At 68.5% G+C, this 14,679-nt stretch carries 10 protein-coding genes; 7 read left to right on the forward strand and 3 right to left on the reverse strand.

Annotated features, from left to right (window positions below):
- Positions 1-33: 33 nt before the first annotated feature.
- Both AC3EO4_RS10230 and AC3EO4_RS10235 read right to left on the reverse strand, forming a co-directional pair.
- A complete protein-coding gene (locus tag AC3EO4_RS10230) occupies positions 34-834 on the reverse strand; it encodes a DUF7158 domain-containing protein (RefSeq protein WP_431895025.1) in 801 nt (266 codons plus the stop codon).
- Positions 831-5,039: a glycoside hydrolase family 38 N-terminal domain-containing protein gene (locus AC3EO4_RS10235; protein ID WP_431895026.1), complete on the reverse strand. Its 4,209-nt coding sequence runs from the start codon at positions 5,037-5,039 to the stop codon at positions 831-833. The genes AC3EO4_RS10230 and AC3EO4_RS10235 overlap by 4 nt, the downstream gene beginning before the upstream one ends.
- A 109-nt stretch (positions 5,040-5,148) precedes the next feature.
- Between AC3EO4_RS10235 and AC3EO4_RS10240 the strand changes: the two genes are divergently transcribed.
- The 6 genes from AC3EO4_RS10240 (at position 5,149) to AC3EO4_RS10265 (ending at position 13,604) form a co-directional block, all read left to right on the forward strand.
- Complete coding sequence (locus AC3EO4_RS10240; RefSeq protein ID WP_379582274.1) at positions 5,149-6,363, forward strand: ROK family transcriptional regulator; 1,215 nt, start codon at positions 5,149-5,151, stop codon at positions 6,361-6,363.
- Positions 6,364-6,479: 116 nt separating this feature from the next.
- Positions 6,480-7,754, forward strand: a complete 1,275-nt coding sequence (locus tag AC3EO4_RS10245; protein WP_431895027.1) for an ABC transporter substrate-binding protein — start codon at positions 6,480-6,482, stop codon at positions 7,752-7,754.
- Positions 7,754-8,755 (forward strand): carbohydrate ABC transporter permease, encoded by a 1,002-nt coding sequence (locus tag AC3EO4_RS10250; protein WP_379582270.1) that lies wholly within the window; start codon positions 7,754-7,756, stop codon positions 8,753-8,755. The genes AC3EO4_RS10245 and AC3EO4_RS10250 overlap by 1 nt, the downstream gene beginning before the upstream one ends.
- A gap of 5 nt (positions 8,756-8,760) precedes the next feature.
- Positions 8,761-9,597: a carbohydrate ABC transporter permease gene (locus AC3EO4_RS10255; protein WP_379582268.1), complete on the forward strand. Its 837-nt coding sequence runs from the start codon at positions 8,761-8,763 to the stop codon at positions 9,595-9,597.
- A gap of 94 nt (positions 9,598-9,691) precedes the next feature.
- Positions 9,692-11,446, forward strand: a complete 1,755-nt coding sequence (locus tag AC3EO4_RS10260) for a beta-galactosidase (protein ID WP_431895029.1) — start codon at positions 9,692-9,694, stop codon at positions 11,444-11,446.
- Between the two features lie 10 nt (positions 11,447-11,456).
- Positions 11,457-13,604: a hypothetical protein gene (locus AC3EO4_RS10265; protein WP_431895031.1), complete on the forward strand. Its 2,148-nt coding sequence runs from the start codon at positions 11,457-11,459 to the stop codon at positions 13,602-13,604.
- 77 nt (positions 13,605-13,681) lie between these two features.
- On the opposite strand, the gene AC3EO4_RS10270 is transcribed toward AC3EO4_RS10265, so the two are convergent.
- A complete protein-coding gene (locus AC3EO4_RS10270; protein WP_431895033.1) occupies positions 13,682-13,990 on the reverse strand; it encodes a hypothetical protein in 309 nt (102 codons plus the stop codon).
- Between the two features lie 54 nt (positions 13,991-14,044).
- Here AC3EO4_RS10270 and AC3EO4_RS10275 point away from each other — a divergent pair, with 54 nt between their 5' ends.
- Positions 14,045-14,317 carry a hypothetical protein gene (locus AC3EO4_RS10275; RefSeq protein WP_379582261.1) on the forward strand — a complete coding sequence of 91 codons (273 nt, stop codon included), beginning with the start codon at positions 14,045-14,047 and terminating at the stop codon, positions 14,315-14,317.
- The last annotated feature ends 362 nt before the right edge of the window (positions 14,318-14,679 follow it).

Consider the following 14,679-nt stretch of genomic DNA (forward strand, 5'->3'; position numbering starts at 1 on the left):
GCTGGATGGATCCTCGATTCCTGATCGATCAGGTCAGTGGTGGTGGGTGCTGTCGGGCTGATGGATGTCCGCAGGGTGTTCGAAGCCCGGCATCAGGCGGACGTGGTCCGCAATCTGCGCGCTCGTCCACAGCGCGAAGACCCGTCGCCGCTCGGCGTGGGTGAGCGCGTCTCGGATCGCCCTCAGGGCGGGGGCGGCGGAGGTGTCGTCGGCGGCCTGGATTTCACCGAGTTCGAACCAGTGGTCGGGTGATGGGCTGATCTTGTCGTTGGTTTGTCCGGCGAAGACTGCTTCGGCGATCTGGGGTGGGACCTCGTTCGCGGCGAGCAGGTAGGGCTTTCCGTTGTTGATCCGCCGGCCGCGGTGCCTGTGGACGACCCAGCGTCGCGGAATATCCGCCCCGGATCCGTGCAGCCGGTCGCGGTAGTCGTGCACGGCCGCGTCGGAGACGGTGACGTCGGCGGTCACCAGGTCGTACGTCGCCCAGGCCGGCGGGGACGTGGCGAGGACGGCCGCCAGCACGCTTCCCAGGTCGATGCGTGCAGACGGGGGCAGGCGACGGGGCGCGTCGGGCGGGGCTGACAGTCCGTGGCGTCGGGCCTCGTCGTGCAGCAGACGTTCTGTGACCAGGACCTGCGCGGTCCACCGCCGCAGCTGGCGGCCTTCGGCGGTGGCGGGCGCGGGGAGCAGGGCGGCACGCGGGCCGCGTCGCAGCTCGGCCACCCGCGCGTCGACTTCGCCGGCCGTGATCACGCCGGTTCTGAGGTGGGCCGCGATCTCGTGGCTTCCGGCGTGATGTCCGCCGTGCCGGTGGTGCTGGTCGGCCGCGGTCACGGCTTCGTCTCGATGACTATCTCGGCGGCCGGCGAGTAGTTCACATGGCCGAACCACATCGTCTTGAGGACGAGCCACCATTGCCCGCCGCGGGCGTCGCCGGGGGCTGTGACGTCGATCCGGACCTCGCTGTGGCCCAGTGGGGGAATGACGAACTCCTGGATGGCGGGCGTGACCGCCGACCAGGTGCCCCACGGGCTGATGGCCTGGCACTCGCCGCGGATCTCGAACGAGGCATCGTTGTGCAGGGTCGCGGACAGCGAGGCCCTGCCGCCTGCGGCGAGCGTCAGGCTGTCTTGATTCAGCTCGATCCGGAGCCGGTCGCGGTTCGACGGCGCGGGTTCGCCGTGGCCGTCCACGAACACGACGTCCTCGTAGGTCTGCCCGTCGTATGCGAGCAGTGCCCGGATCGGGTGCGGGCCGGGTCCTGCGTCGTTCTTGGGCGGCGTCGCGGTGATGTCTATCCCGGTCCAGCCGCCGGGCTCGAGCCAGCATGGGCGGTCGGACGGATCGACCTGCCAGCCCTCGGGCGCGATCAACCGGAGCCGCGCCTCGACCGCGCGATCCATGACGTCCGAGGCGACCGTGACTCGCAAGGCGGCGTTGCCCGTGGCCGTCAGGTGGACGCTTACCGGTTGGTTGCCCAGAGGTGCCGGGCCCTTGTTGTGCAGCCAGTATCGGCTGCAGACCGGCTGGACGGTTTCCGTCGCGTGGCCGAGTGAGGTGTGCGCACTGTGTGCCGGAGCCGCAGAAGGGACCATCAGCAGCGTCTCGACGGCGTTGGCGCCGATCGTGGTCGATACGGATGTCCCCTGCTCGATTCCGAGGTCGGTTCCCTGGGCTTCGTTGAGGTCGCTGCGTGACGCCGACCGCACAGGGACCGGGAGGTCGATCCGCAGTTCGGTGTCCCGGCCATGCGCTTCGTACACCCGCGCCACGATGCCGGAGGCCGGATCGGAGCCGCCCGCCCGGCCGGTGGCCAGCGGGTTGCCTGCGGCTTTGAGCGCGGTGAGGACGACCGTGGACGGCTCGACGCTGAGCAGCGACCCGGTGCCGGCGAGTTCTCCCCGATGGTCGCCGGTCGAGACCACGGCGGTCAGCGGGTGGTTGTAGTCGTGGGCGCGGGCGACGATGCCGGTGTGGCGCCAGTCGCCAGGTCCGGTGACGAGGGCGTACTCGAAGGAGTGGGTCCAGTGCTGGAGCTGGAAGCCGCTGCCATCAGGCGCGGTGCGTTTGGGAGGGTCGATCCACACTCCTGACGGCCAGCCGGTGCACGAGCGCATGAGTGAGAGGTGGAGTCGGCCGCTGACGTCGACGGCGAAGCCGGGGATTCCCCGGTTGAGGAGGGCGACCGTACGGTCCTCGAACGCCGGGTTTCCGGACAGGGCCGCAGGCTGGCGGACGTCTACGCGCGCGTCGCGTAGTCCTGCGATGACGTGGGCGATGGCGTCAGGGAGGTCGGGCCCGTCGATGATGAGGACGGGCAGGTCCAGGGTGCCAGTGAGGTCCGCGCCGGGAATCCAGGCCTCGGTGAGGGGCTTGCTCGCGGGGACCCAGACCAGGGCGCGGCCCGTGGTGTCGAGCTGCCGGCGCAGTTCTTCCGCGTAGGCCGGGTCTGCCTGGGCGAGGACCGTTGCGGTGAAGGAGTTGGTGCCGGGGCCGCCGACGCTGATGCGTACGTCCGGCAGGTTGGAGTCGAAGGACAGCGCGCCGTAGCGGTAGCCGTCGGCCACCGAGCAGGTCGAGGTGACGCCGGATCGCACGAGCGCGACGCTCAGGTCCCTGACGAGGCCCGTCGCCGCGGCCTCGTCCGCGGCCACGATCTCGGCGATGCCGATGGCGCGGGTGCCGACCAGCGTCTCGTCGTCGAGCAGCCGTATCCGGGCGGTGCTGCTGAGCCCGAACCACTGGTACGCCGGGTTGTCCAGCGTCCACGGCTGTGCGGCGCTGTCGACGTCCGGATGAGCGAATCCTCGCCCGATCACGGCGTCGGCCACCTCGGACACCGGCAGCCCGCCCTCGACCGGCATCGGCCATCGCAGGCGGATCAGTTCGTCGCTTCCTGTGTAGTCGTCGAGGTGAGTCTCGCAGTCGAGCCGGTCCAGCCCTCGCCACAGCGTCAGCCGCTGGGTGAACCTGACCGTCCCGACCGAGCCTCGAACGGTGACCCGCTGGCCGACCGCGCAGTCCTCGACCAGAACCTCGTCCGCCGGCCGCGTTGCCGATCCCACGCTGTGCCCGGTCGGCAGCAGGTGCCAGGGCCCCTCGCGGAAGACCGGGTGCTCGGAGTACTCGTCGTAGACCACGATCTCGTTGCCGACGCCGCCTGGCGCGATCAGCTGCCGCCCGCTGGCCAGCTCGACCAGGCTTTCGACGGCCCCTCCCGACGCGGGCGAGACCCGCAGTTCGCAGAACTCGTTGGCGATCGTCGTGGACTGCCGCGGCACCCACGCGGAAGGCTCACCGTCCTGCGTCAGACGATACGTACGGCAGCCGAGCGCCGGGACTGACTCGGCGAGGAACGTCACCGCGACCGTCTGATCCGCATCCGGTTCGCACACCACGGGAATCGACCGTCCGCCTTCGTCCACGATCCCGGCGAAGGGCGCGGAGACGGTGAAGCGTACGAGGTCGTCCCGCGCCCACGAGCTGGGGTTGAAGACGGTCACCGCCGCACCCTCGCCGGAGGTGTCGACCAGGCCCACGAGGTGTTCCAACGCGCGGTCGTGCACCGCAGAAGCCAGATCCCATGCCTCGCGCCACCCGGACAGCAGGTCGATGTAGACCTGATCGGACTCCGATCCGGTGATCGCGTCGTGATGCGCTCCGTAGACCAGTTGGCGCCAGGCCTTGTCCAGAGCGGCGTCCGGGTAGGCGGCGTCGCCGAGCAGGCAGGCGAGGGTGGCGAACTTCTCGGCGTCGACGAGCTTGTTCTCCGTGGCGCGCTGGGCGAGTTTCGTGTCGATGTAGGACACGTCTTTGCCGGTGTAGATCGGGTTCATGTCCCGGGTCTGCGGCGACAACCTTCGCCCCGACGCCTCCAGCTCAGCGCGTACCGCGGCGAAGAAGTCTCGGGGCAGGGCACAGATGAACCGGGGCCACACGTATCGCGCGTTCCAGTCCCGGTGGATCGCGGTCGCCCACTTGTTGGGCGGGGTGTAGTCCGTACCGACAGGCAGCAGTGTGTTGCGGGTTGCGGACACCTTCTTCATCTGCTGGAACAAGCGCAGGACGGCGGCTTCGGCCTCCTCGAGCGTCGGGCAGGAGTCCATCCACCAGCCGGCGCTGTAATGCGCGGCCATGTAATGAGTGAGCAGCGCGTCCCCGCTGGGCGAAACCCAGTCGAACTCGCTCGCGAACTGCATGCCGTCGAGTTCCGCCTGGGGAGCCTCGTGCGAGCCGAGCGTCATGTTCGGACCCCACTGATGGAACGGCCCCCGAGCCCAGGAACTCGACGTCAGACCGGCCGCGGCCATCAGCCCGGGGAACTGCGGATCGTGCCCGAACGCGTCCAGTTGCCAAGCCGTGGCCGGATCGCCGCCGACGACGTCCTTCTGGAACCCGATCCCGTACACGGCATTGCGAATGGTGCTCTCGGCCCCGGTCAGGTTGGTGGACGGCTCGTTGTACATCCCGCCCATCAGCTCCAGCCGGCCCTCGGCGAGCAGGGCGCGGATCGTGGCGCGATCCTCGGGATAGGCGTCCCAATAGGGCTTGAGGTAGTCGACCTCGGCCAGGACGAAGCAGTAGTCGGCGTCGCGCCTGGCCAGGTCCAGGTGCGCCCGTACCAGCTCGAAGCCGGTGTGCTGGGAGTCGCCCCGCGACTCCTGGTCCCATGTGGCCGTGTACCCGGCCTGGGTGTTCCACCACACCGGGTCGTAGTGGAAGTGCGAGACCATGAACATCGTCCAGCCCGCCTCGGCCACGGTCATCACGGCATCGCGGCTGACGTGCTCGTCGCCGGCCACGACCTTCACCGAGACGGCGATCTCGGCCCCCTCGGGCTCCTGACATTCGACAGGAACCTCGAACGGACCCGAGTAGCCCGCGGCGGTCAACGTGCCCGTGGCCCCGCCCCGTACCGAGATCTCGACGGATGCGCCAGGCCGGACGCCGGAAACCGTGACACGCAGAACCTGGAGCGGATGCTCCTGCGATCCGACGAACAGATCGGTGCTCTGGATCGAGTCGATGTGAAGCGTCAACGCGGTCGCTCTTTTCCGGGGGAGGGGCGGCGGCGTGCCGAGCTTAGATTCGCGAGGCGTCGAGATTCAATACTTGACTAAGTTATTGATTCCCTCCTAGGTTTCACCCGTGTTACAAGAACCGACAGCCAAGACGCTGGCGGCGACGCCGGCCGCGTCCGCCGTCCTGGCCCTCTTGCTCACAGAAGGCCCGCTCAGCCGGGTGGAGATGGCGCGCCGTCTCGACCTGTCGTCGGCTGCCGTCACCAAGGCCGCGCGGCCGCTCCTCGACGCCGGGTACCTGCACGAGCTCGCCTCCGAGCGCACTGCCCCGGGGTCAGGCCGTCCGGTCAGTCCCCTGGCCGTCACCGCTGAGCGTGAGTACTTCGTCGGCGTGAAGGTCACCACCGATGACCTCGTCGACGAGATCGTGGGAGTCCTCTGCGACCTTCGGGCTCAGGTTCGGGTGTCCGTACGGCGTCCGCTGCCTGACCGCAGCCCCGAGGCGGTGGTCGTCGAGCTGGCGGCCCTGGTCGACGAGTTGCTGGACGCCGGGCCCGACTACCGCGCGCGGACCAGGAATCTCGGCATCGCCATCTCGGGGGACGTGGACAGGGCCCGTGGGCTGGTCCGGCTGTCGGCCAGGTTCGGCTGGCGAGACGTCCCGATCGGACAGCTCGCCGCCGAGGCGACGGGGCTCAGCGTCGTCGTCGAGAACGACGTCAAGGCGCTCACCGTCGCCGAGCACTGGTTCGGCGAAGGGGTGGGGACCGACTCGTTCGCCCTCGTCACCGTCGGGGCCGGCATCGGCTGCGGCATCGTCGTCGACGGCCGTCTCCTCACCGGGGGCTTCGGCGTGGCCGGGGAGATCGGACACATCTGCGTCGATCCGGACGGCGCACCCTGCCGCTGCGGCAATCAGGGCTGCGTCGAGACCGTCGCCACCACCGGAGCGATCCTGGCGGCGGCGCGGGCCGAGTCCGGTGAGGCCGACATGACCTTCGGACGCGCCGTGGAGCGGGCACGCGCGGGCGACGAGGCGGTGAAGAAGGTCTTCGCCAAGGCGGGCACCGCCATCGGGCTCGCCGTGGCGGCGATGGTCAACATCGCCGGCCCCGAGCGGATCGTGGTCTCCGGCGAAGGACTCGACACCTACGACCTGTTCGAGGAGCGCATCTGGGCGTCGTTCGCGGCGCACGCTTTCGGAGCCGCCGCTCAGGCTCCGGTCTTCATCCGTCCGCTCCCGTTCGAGGAGTGGGCCCGCGGCGCCGCCGCGGTCAGCCTCAGGGCCCTGTTCCCACAGGTCCGCACCCACCACGCGCGCGCTCTGACCCATCGCGCGTAAGCAGCACGGCCCTGACCGGTGTCCTCTACTGCCTGCAAGCAATCTCCGGAAGACACCGGCTGGGGCGAGCCATTTCCGCCGCGCCCGATTCCCCCCAGTCGAAGAAAGGACGCGAAATGAGCACACGCAACGCAGATCTTAGCCGACGAGGATTCCTCGGAGGCTCGCTACTGTTCGTCGCCGGTGCCGTCACCGGGTGCAGCAGCAACCCGATGGGCGGCACCGCCACCAGCGCCGCGAAGACCACCCTGAACGTCTGGTACCACGCCTACGGCGAGGCCGGGACGCAGCAGGCCGTGACCCGCTACGCCGCCGCCTTCACCAAGGCCAACCCTGACATCGCCGTCAAGGTCACCTGGATTCCCGGCGACTACGGGACGAAGCTGAACTCGACGCTGCTGACCGCCGACGCGCCCGACGTGTTCGAGGTCGGCGACTTCAACACCGGACTGATCCAGAGCGGCCAGATCGCCGCGCTCGACGACCTGTACGGCGACACCAAGTCGGACTTCAGCACCACCAATCTCGACTACCTCAGCGCCGGCGGCAAGATCTACGGCATCAAGCAGGTCGACGACGTCATGATGCTCTACTACCGCAAGAGCGTCCTGGACAAGGCCGGTATCAAGGTTCCGACCACCCTCGCCGAGCTCGCCGACGCGGCCAAGGCGCTCACTACCAAGGACGCCAAGGGCCTGTTCGTCGGCAACGACGGCGTCGGCAACGCGCCCGCCAACGCGATCTGGTCCAACGGCGGCGAACTGATCGCCGACGGCAAGGCCGCCTTCGCCTCCCCGCAGGCCATCGAGGCTGTGACCGCCGTCAAGCGGCTGCACGACGACAAGTCGCTGCTGCTCGGCTTCACCACCGACTGGTGGGACGCCGCGGCCCTGACCCAGAACGCTGCCGCGATGCAGTGGGGCGGCCTGTGGTCGATGCCGGACATGCAGAAGGCTCTCGGCGACGACTTCGGTGTGGCCCCGTGGCCCGCACTGAAGGCCGGCGGCAATCCCGTGGTCCGCATCGGTGGCTGGGCCAGCCTGGTCAACGCGAAGGGCAAGAACGTCGAGGCCGCGAAGAAGTACGTGCAGTGGCTGTGGATCTCGCAGACCGACCTGCAGAAGGACTTCAACGAGAGCTACGGCCTCCACGTCCCCCCGCGCAAGACCGTCGCAGCCACGGCCGACAAGCTGCGGGCCGGTAGCGCCAAGGACGCCGTGGACCTGGCCGCCAAGTACGGCAAGTCGAACCCGAACACCTGGTCCAGCGCGGTCAGCAGCGTGTTCGACACCGCAGCCGCCAAGGCGATGACCGGGCAGGGTGATGTCGCGGCCCTGCTGACCGCCGCTGCCGAGAAGGCCCAGCCCGAGATCGACAAGCAGAAGGTCTGATGAACACGGCACCGAAGGCGACGCTGCCGCCGACGGGCTCAGGGAGTCCCGCGACCCGGTCGCGGGGCACCGCCTCGACGATGGCCCGACGCAGGCGCACCGACTGGCGGGCCGTGGGCGTCTTCGCCCTGATGACCGCCCCGGTCCTGCTCGGGATCGGGATCTTCAAGTACTTCGCCATCGGCTGGAGCTTCCTGCTCAGCTTCTCCAAGGCGGACCGTACGATCTCCCTGGGCGACTGGGTCGGGTTCGCCAACTACTCCCAACTCCTCGGCGACCCCGACTTCCGGGAATCCATCACCCAGATCCTGCTGTTCACCCTGTTCATCGTGCCGGTGACGTTCGCCGCCTCGCTCGGCCTGGCCCTGCTGGTCCACCGCATCCGGCGGGGCAGAGCCCTGTTCAGGACCAGCTTCCTGATCCCGGCGGCGGTGTCGTATGTGGCGGCGTCGCTGCTGTGGAAGATGTCCCTGTTCAACGGCCTTCCAGGCGGCGTCGCCAACACGATCGGCGACTGGTTCGGCATGAGCGCGACACCGTGGCTCCAGACGCAGAGTCCGCCGCTGTACTGGGTCGTGATCGTCACCCTACGGCTGTGGCTCCAGGTCGGATTCTTCATGATCCTCTTCCTGGCCGGACTCCAGGGCATCCCCCGCGAAGTCTACGAGGCGGCCTCACTCGACGGCGCGAGCGGCTGGCGCCTCTTGCGCCGGATCACGCTGCCGATGTTGCGCAACACCTCGGTCGCGGTCCTCATGCTGCTGTTCATCGCCGCGTTCCAGGCGTTCGACGAGTTCTACAACCTGTTCACCGGAGGAGGAGGGGCCACCAGCGGCGCCGCGACAGCTGTCCGACCACCCCTGGTCTACCTCTACGACGTGGCGATGCAGGCCCAGAACTACGGCCTCGGATCGGCGGGCGCATTCGTGCTCACCGGCCTCATCGTGGCCGTGACGTTGATCCAGGGCCGAATCACCGGCTTCGGCAAGAGCGAGGAGTGACAACCGTGCACCCACTGACCCGCACGCTGCGGGTAACGGCCCGCAGCGCGCTCATCGGCGTGGTCACCCTGATCTTCCTGACGCCGTTCTACCTCATGCTCCGCAACTCCCTGATGGACTCCCGGGAGATCACATCACCACACTGGGTATGGTGGCCGTCCTCCATGCACTGGGACAACTTCACCTCCCTGTTCACCGACCCGAGTGTCCCGATGGCAGACGGCCTGAGAAACTCACTGATCGTCGCGGCGATCACCGCGCCGCTCTCGACGCTGTTCGCCTCGGCGGCCGGATACGCCTTCGCGCGGCTTCCTGTGCCAGGGCGCGGACTCCTGCTGGCGTTCGTCGTCGGCACCCTCATGATTCCGGGCTCGGCGACATTCGTCCCGACGTTCGTCGTCGTAGGGTCACTCGGCGGGGTGAACACGTTGTGGGGCATCATCGTGCCCGGCCTGTTCAACCCCTTCGCGGTACTGCTGTTCCGCAACTTCTACCTGCGCTTCCCCAGGGAACTTGAAGAAGCCGGCCGCCTGGACGGCCTCGGCTGGTTCGGGCTCTACCGGCGGATCGCGCTTCCCAGCTCCGCCGCGATGCTGGCCTCACTCGGAGCGCTGGCGTTCATCGACAGCTGGAACGCCTTCCTGTGGCCGCTGGTCATCGGACAGGACCCAGGATCGTGGACGGCACAGATCACGCTCTCGAACTTCCTCACCGCCCAGACCATCAACCTTCCGGGACTGTTCGCCGGAGCCGTCCTGACCATCGCGCCGCTCGTCGTCATGTTCCTGGTCGCACAGCGCTACATCGTCGAAGGCATCGCCACCAGTGGCCTCAAGGGTTAGAACGATCACTCGGAAGTGGAACGACCAGGGCGTGCCCGTCTGATCTGGACGGCCCCCAAGAACTCGAAGCAACCATGCGAGGAGCACCACAGGCATGCCTGGACTGGACATCGTCGAGGACGGATTCCGCCTCGACGGCGAGCCGTTCCGCATCATCTCCGGCGGGATCCACTACTTCCGGATCCACCCCGACCAGTGGGCCGACCGGCTGCGCAAAGCACGCCTGATGGGGCTGAACACGGTCGAGACCTACGTCCCATGGAACCTGCACGCGCCCCGGCGCGGCGAATTCCGCACAAACGGAATCCTCGACCTGACTCGCTTCCTGGAACTGGCCGCGGCGGAGGGGCTGAGGGTCCTCGTCCGCCCAGGCCCGTACATCTGCGCCGAGTGGGAAGGCGGCGGCCTGCCGTCATGGCTGCTGGCGCAAGAGGGAATCGCGATGCGCAGCTGCGATCCTGTCTTCCTCGCGGCTGTCGAAGAGTACTTCGACGCCCTGCTGCCACTGATCTCGCCGTACCTCGGCAGCCGTGGCGGTCCGGTGCTGGCCGTACAGGTGGAGAACGAATACGGTGCCTACGGTTCCGACACCGATTACCTGAAGCACATCGCGAAGCTGCTGCGCGACGGCGGCGTCGACGTTCCTCTGTTCACCTGCGATCAGCCCGCTGATCTGGCGCGCGGCGGTCTGGACGGCGTGTTGCGCACCGTCAACTTCGGCAGCCGTGTGGACGCCGGCCTGGCCGCATTGCGCGAGATCCAGCCGACGGGGCCGCTGATGTGTTCGGAGTTCTGGATCGGCTGGTTCGACCGCTGGGGTGCGGTACACAAGGGCCGCAGTACACAGGACGCCGCAGCTGACCTCGACCGTCTCCTCGCGGCCGGCGCGTCGGTGAACATCTACATGTTCCACGGCGGGACCAACTTCGGATTCAGCAACGGCGCCAACGACAAAGGCACGTATCGGCCGACGGTCACGTCGTACGACTACGACGCGCCGCTGGACGAGGCGGGCGATCCGGCCGCCAAGTACGCGGCGTTCCGTGAGGTGATCGCTCGCTACGCGCCGGTGCCGGACGAGCCGATTCCCGCGCCGGGCAGCAAGCTCGCTCCGGTCCGGGTTCCGCTAACGGAGTCCGCCGGATTGTTCGAGCACGCGGAGCTCTTCGGGTCGGGCGTCGAGGCGTCCCGACCGCTGTCGATGGAGGAGATCGGCCAGTCGTTCGGCTTCGTGCTCTACCGGGCCTCGCTGCCTGACGCGGGTCCGGCCGTGCTGCGCGTCGAGGACGTACGGGATCGCGCCCAGGTGTTCATCGACGGCCAACCGGTCGGCGTGCTGGAGCGCGAGAACCACGAGCACGCGATGTCGTTCGTCGCACCGCGGGCAGGGGCCGTACTGGAGCTGCTGGTCGAGAACCTGGGACGGGTGAACTACGGTCAGGGAATCCACGATCGCAAGGGTCTGATCGGCGACGTCACCGTCAACGGCGCGGCCCTGGACACGTGGATCACGACCGCGCTTCCGCTCGAGGAGAGCGGCTGGGAATCAGGTCTGCGATTCTCCGCGTCGGCGGCTCGGGTCGGTCCCGCGTTCCACCGGGGCGAGTTCGAGATCGACGAACCCGCGGACGCGTTCCTGGCGACCGACGGCTGGACCAAGGGCCACGTCTGGATCAACGGCTTCGCGCTCGGCAGGTACTGGTCGCGCGGACCGCAGGCGACGCTGTACGTCCCCGCGCCGGTGCTGCGTTCCGGGCGCAACGAGCTCGTCGTGCTGGAGCTGCACGGCTCGGCGACGAACGCGGTCGAACTGCGCGGTTCGTCGGATCTGGGCATCACCGAGGAGTAAAGAGAGTCCTGTGCCGCAGACACCACCGAGCCTGGACACGCTCGCGAGCGAATGGCTGCCGCGCCGGGGAGTGGCTCACCTCCCAGCGACCAGCAACTTCTGGGGCGGGGTCGGAGCTGCGGACAACGTGCTTGCGGTTCGCAACCTCACTCTCGCGCCGTATCTGGACGACGGCGGCGACTGGTGCGCGTTGGCCGTGGACGGCGTTCCCGTCCCGGCCGACGAGTACCGGTGGTCCGCCTACGAGATCACGCGCAGGGCCATCACGCCGGCCGGCGTCGAGATCCTGACCTCGGCCCGGCTCGCCTTCGAAGCCGATCGCCTGCTGCTCCGGTTCACGGCGGCGAACCCCGCGACGGCACCGGCGGCGGCCACCGTGTCGGTCGGGCTCGATCCGCGGATCGCCAAAGCGACCGCTGGGTGGGACTGGGAACCGCCGCGCCCCGACGGCCACGTCTTCACAGCCCGGCTCGCCCGTCCGAACCTGGTGATCTCCGACGGGAGCAGCCCCGCGGTGACCGTGCTGGCGCTCACTCCCGCGCCCTCCCTCCTCACCGCGGCGCGAGCCGGCGGTACCGCCGAATGGCAAGTCGAGCCGGGGCGGACCGTGACGATCGACATCGTCGTGGCGTTCGGCGAAACCTCGACCGGCAGCCCGCTGACATCCGTATCCGACGGCGTCGGCGTCCTAGCCGACGCCGATGCCACCGCCGGATCGTTCCAGCAGGCGTTCGACGCCGTCCGCGCAGGGTGGGAGAAGCGTTGGCAGGACGCCTTCACCCCCGGCAACACCCACTACTCGGGGTCCCTGCCGGTCCTGACCACTGACGACGACGCCGTCAGCCGGCTGTACTACATGAGCGTCCTGTCGGTCCTGGCCTGCGAGCGCACCAATCTCGGCGCCGACTTCAACGACGTCCTGGGCCGGGTGCCGGGCGGCTTCAACGGCTTCGACCGCGTCTACGTCACCGGTGCTCCCGAGTGGGCGAACACCGTCACCTACTTCTGGGACACCTCCTACTGCTCAGTCGTCCTAGCCCTGCTCGATCCCACCGTGATGAAAGCCCAGACCATGTACTGGCTCACCCAGGGGATCCACGACGGATACGCCGTGGACTGCGTCCAGGGCGGACTGGTCGGCCCGTGGTACAGCGCCAACGACCTCACTGTCTTCACGACGATCCTCAACTACGTCAACTACAGCGGTGTCGCCGACGAGGAGATCAGCACGGTCCTGCCCCAGCTGAAAGGCATCGCCACACACTGGCGGAAGCTCGTGCGGACGGGACAGTCCCTGGCCGACTACGGAGCGGACCACAACCTTCTGGAAGTCCTGCCGAACTACGTCAACCAGGTGCCGTCGTTCAACGCGGCCAACGTGTGGATGATGCGGGAGGTCGCGGACCTGTGTGGCCGGGTCGGCGATCCCGAGACCGCGGACGTCCTCACAGGCGAGGCGGACGTCCTCCTCGCCGACGTCTTCGAGCTCTACGACAGCCGGAACGGCGGGGTGTGGAGTTGCCGGCACGCGGACGGCACCCTCGTGCCGGTGCGGACCGTCGTGGACTTCGTGATCGCGGGGAATCTGCTCGCCCCGTCGCTGACCGTCGAGCAGAAGACCGCCATGAAGGACTTCGTGGCCACCGAACTCCTGGCCGGGGGCTGGATGCGCGCGCTGTCCCGCGACGACGCCCTGGCGCCGGTCGACCGTGCCGACCACGGCACCGAGGGCGCGTTCGATTCCTGGCCCGCGCTGACCGCCCAGACCTTCGCGCGCTTCGGCGACTATCCCGCTTTCCTCGCGCTGCTGCGGAGATTCTCCAATGTGACCCGCCGTGGTCCCTTCGGTCAGGCCCACCAACTCCAGGCCCACCAACTCCAGGCTCAGCAGCTCCGGGCCGGCGATGGAACGCCCGACGACGGCTCCTCCGCCGTCCTGGCATCACCTGACAGCCTGCAGGTCTTCAACAACCTGTGCGGCGGCAAGTTCGCCGACGTCGTCATCAGTGATCTGTTCGGCTACACCCCGGACGGCACCGGCCCTCGCCTGAAGGACGCCGCGGTTCCGCGGGGAATCACCGCCACGCTGTCGGGAGTCCTCTTCAACGGTGTCGAACACACGATCACCAGCGATGCCGCCGGCCTGTCCCTGTCCTGATCCGATCCGAACTCCGCCGGCTCCCAGCTCTGCCGCGCGACGGCGAGCGGCTGTCGAGCGGGCATGCGACTTCGGGCTCAGCGCGTTGGCCGGCCTCGATGGCACAAGGCGTCCAGCTGGTGCAGGACAGTCCCACTGCGGCGTTCCAGGTGTGACAGGCCCAGTCGCCGGTGCGTCTCCACGGCCGCGCGAGCATGCAGGCGCGCCCCCGCGACGTCCCCCGTCGCCCGTAGCAGCATGGCCACCACGTCGTGCATCGATCCCCATGACACGCACCCGGTGCCCAGCGTCACCAGCTGGTCGCTGATCGGCAGCAGCTCCGCCAGCATCGACTCAGGGCCGGGGCGGCCGAGTTCGGCGGCGATGAGACCCCATTGCCAGGCCACGAACTGCCAGGTCCAGTCGCGCTCGTACCGAGTGCCCCAGCGGTCAATCAGCCTGTGGGCGAGCGCGTGGTCGCCGACCAGCTCAACCCCGACCCCGACACCGTCGGCTTTTACTTCACCCCCGCCGACCCGGAAGCAGCAGACGCGCTGAAGAACGTCAAAGCCGCTCGCCTCGCACGCATCTACGCCGAACAGGCCGAGCGCGACGCCGTCCGCAACGCCGCCCGCGCCCTCATCGACCAGGGTTGGACCACCCGCGACATCGGCAGCGTGCTGGGCCTGTCACACCAGCGCATCTCGCAGATCGTCCCCCGCGTCACCACGTAACATGTAAACGCCCCCGACTTGCCTTGTTGGGACGAACTGCCGCCCTCGGACTGATTAACCGAATCCCACGCGGGGCGAGTGCATCGACCCGGCGGCCGGCAACGCCCAGTTCGACGCCCATGGACAGCGTTGGCTGGCCTCCCGCGCCAGCATCGACCCAGCGCCTCCGTCATCCGCTATGAGTCGTTGCACCCGGCTCCACGTCGCGTTCGGCGAGCGCAAGGTGGGGTCGATCAAGCCGTCAGAGGTGCGGGAGTTCCTTGCCGAGCCGTCTGACCGGTACGAAGCCTCAACCACGATCACGGCGCTTCTTGTCCTCCAAGGCATCCTGGATCTCGCCGGCCCGGAGCCGCCTGAGGCAG

The organism is Nonomuraea sp. bgisy101, assembly GCF_057708945.1.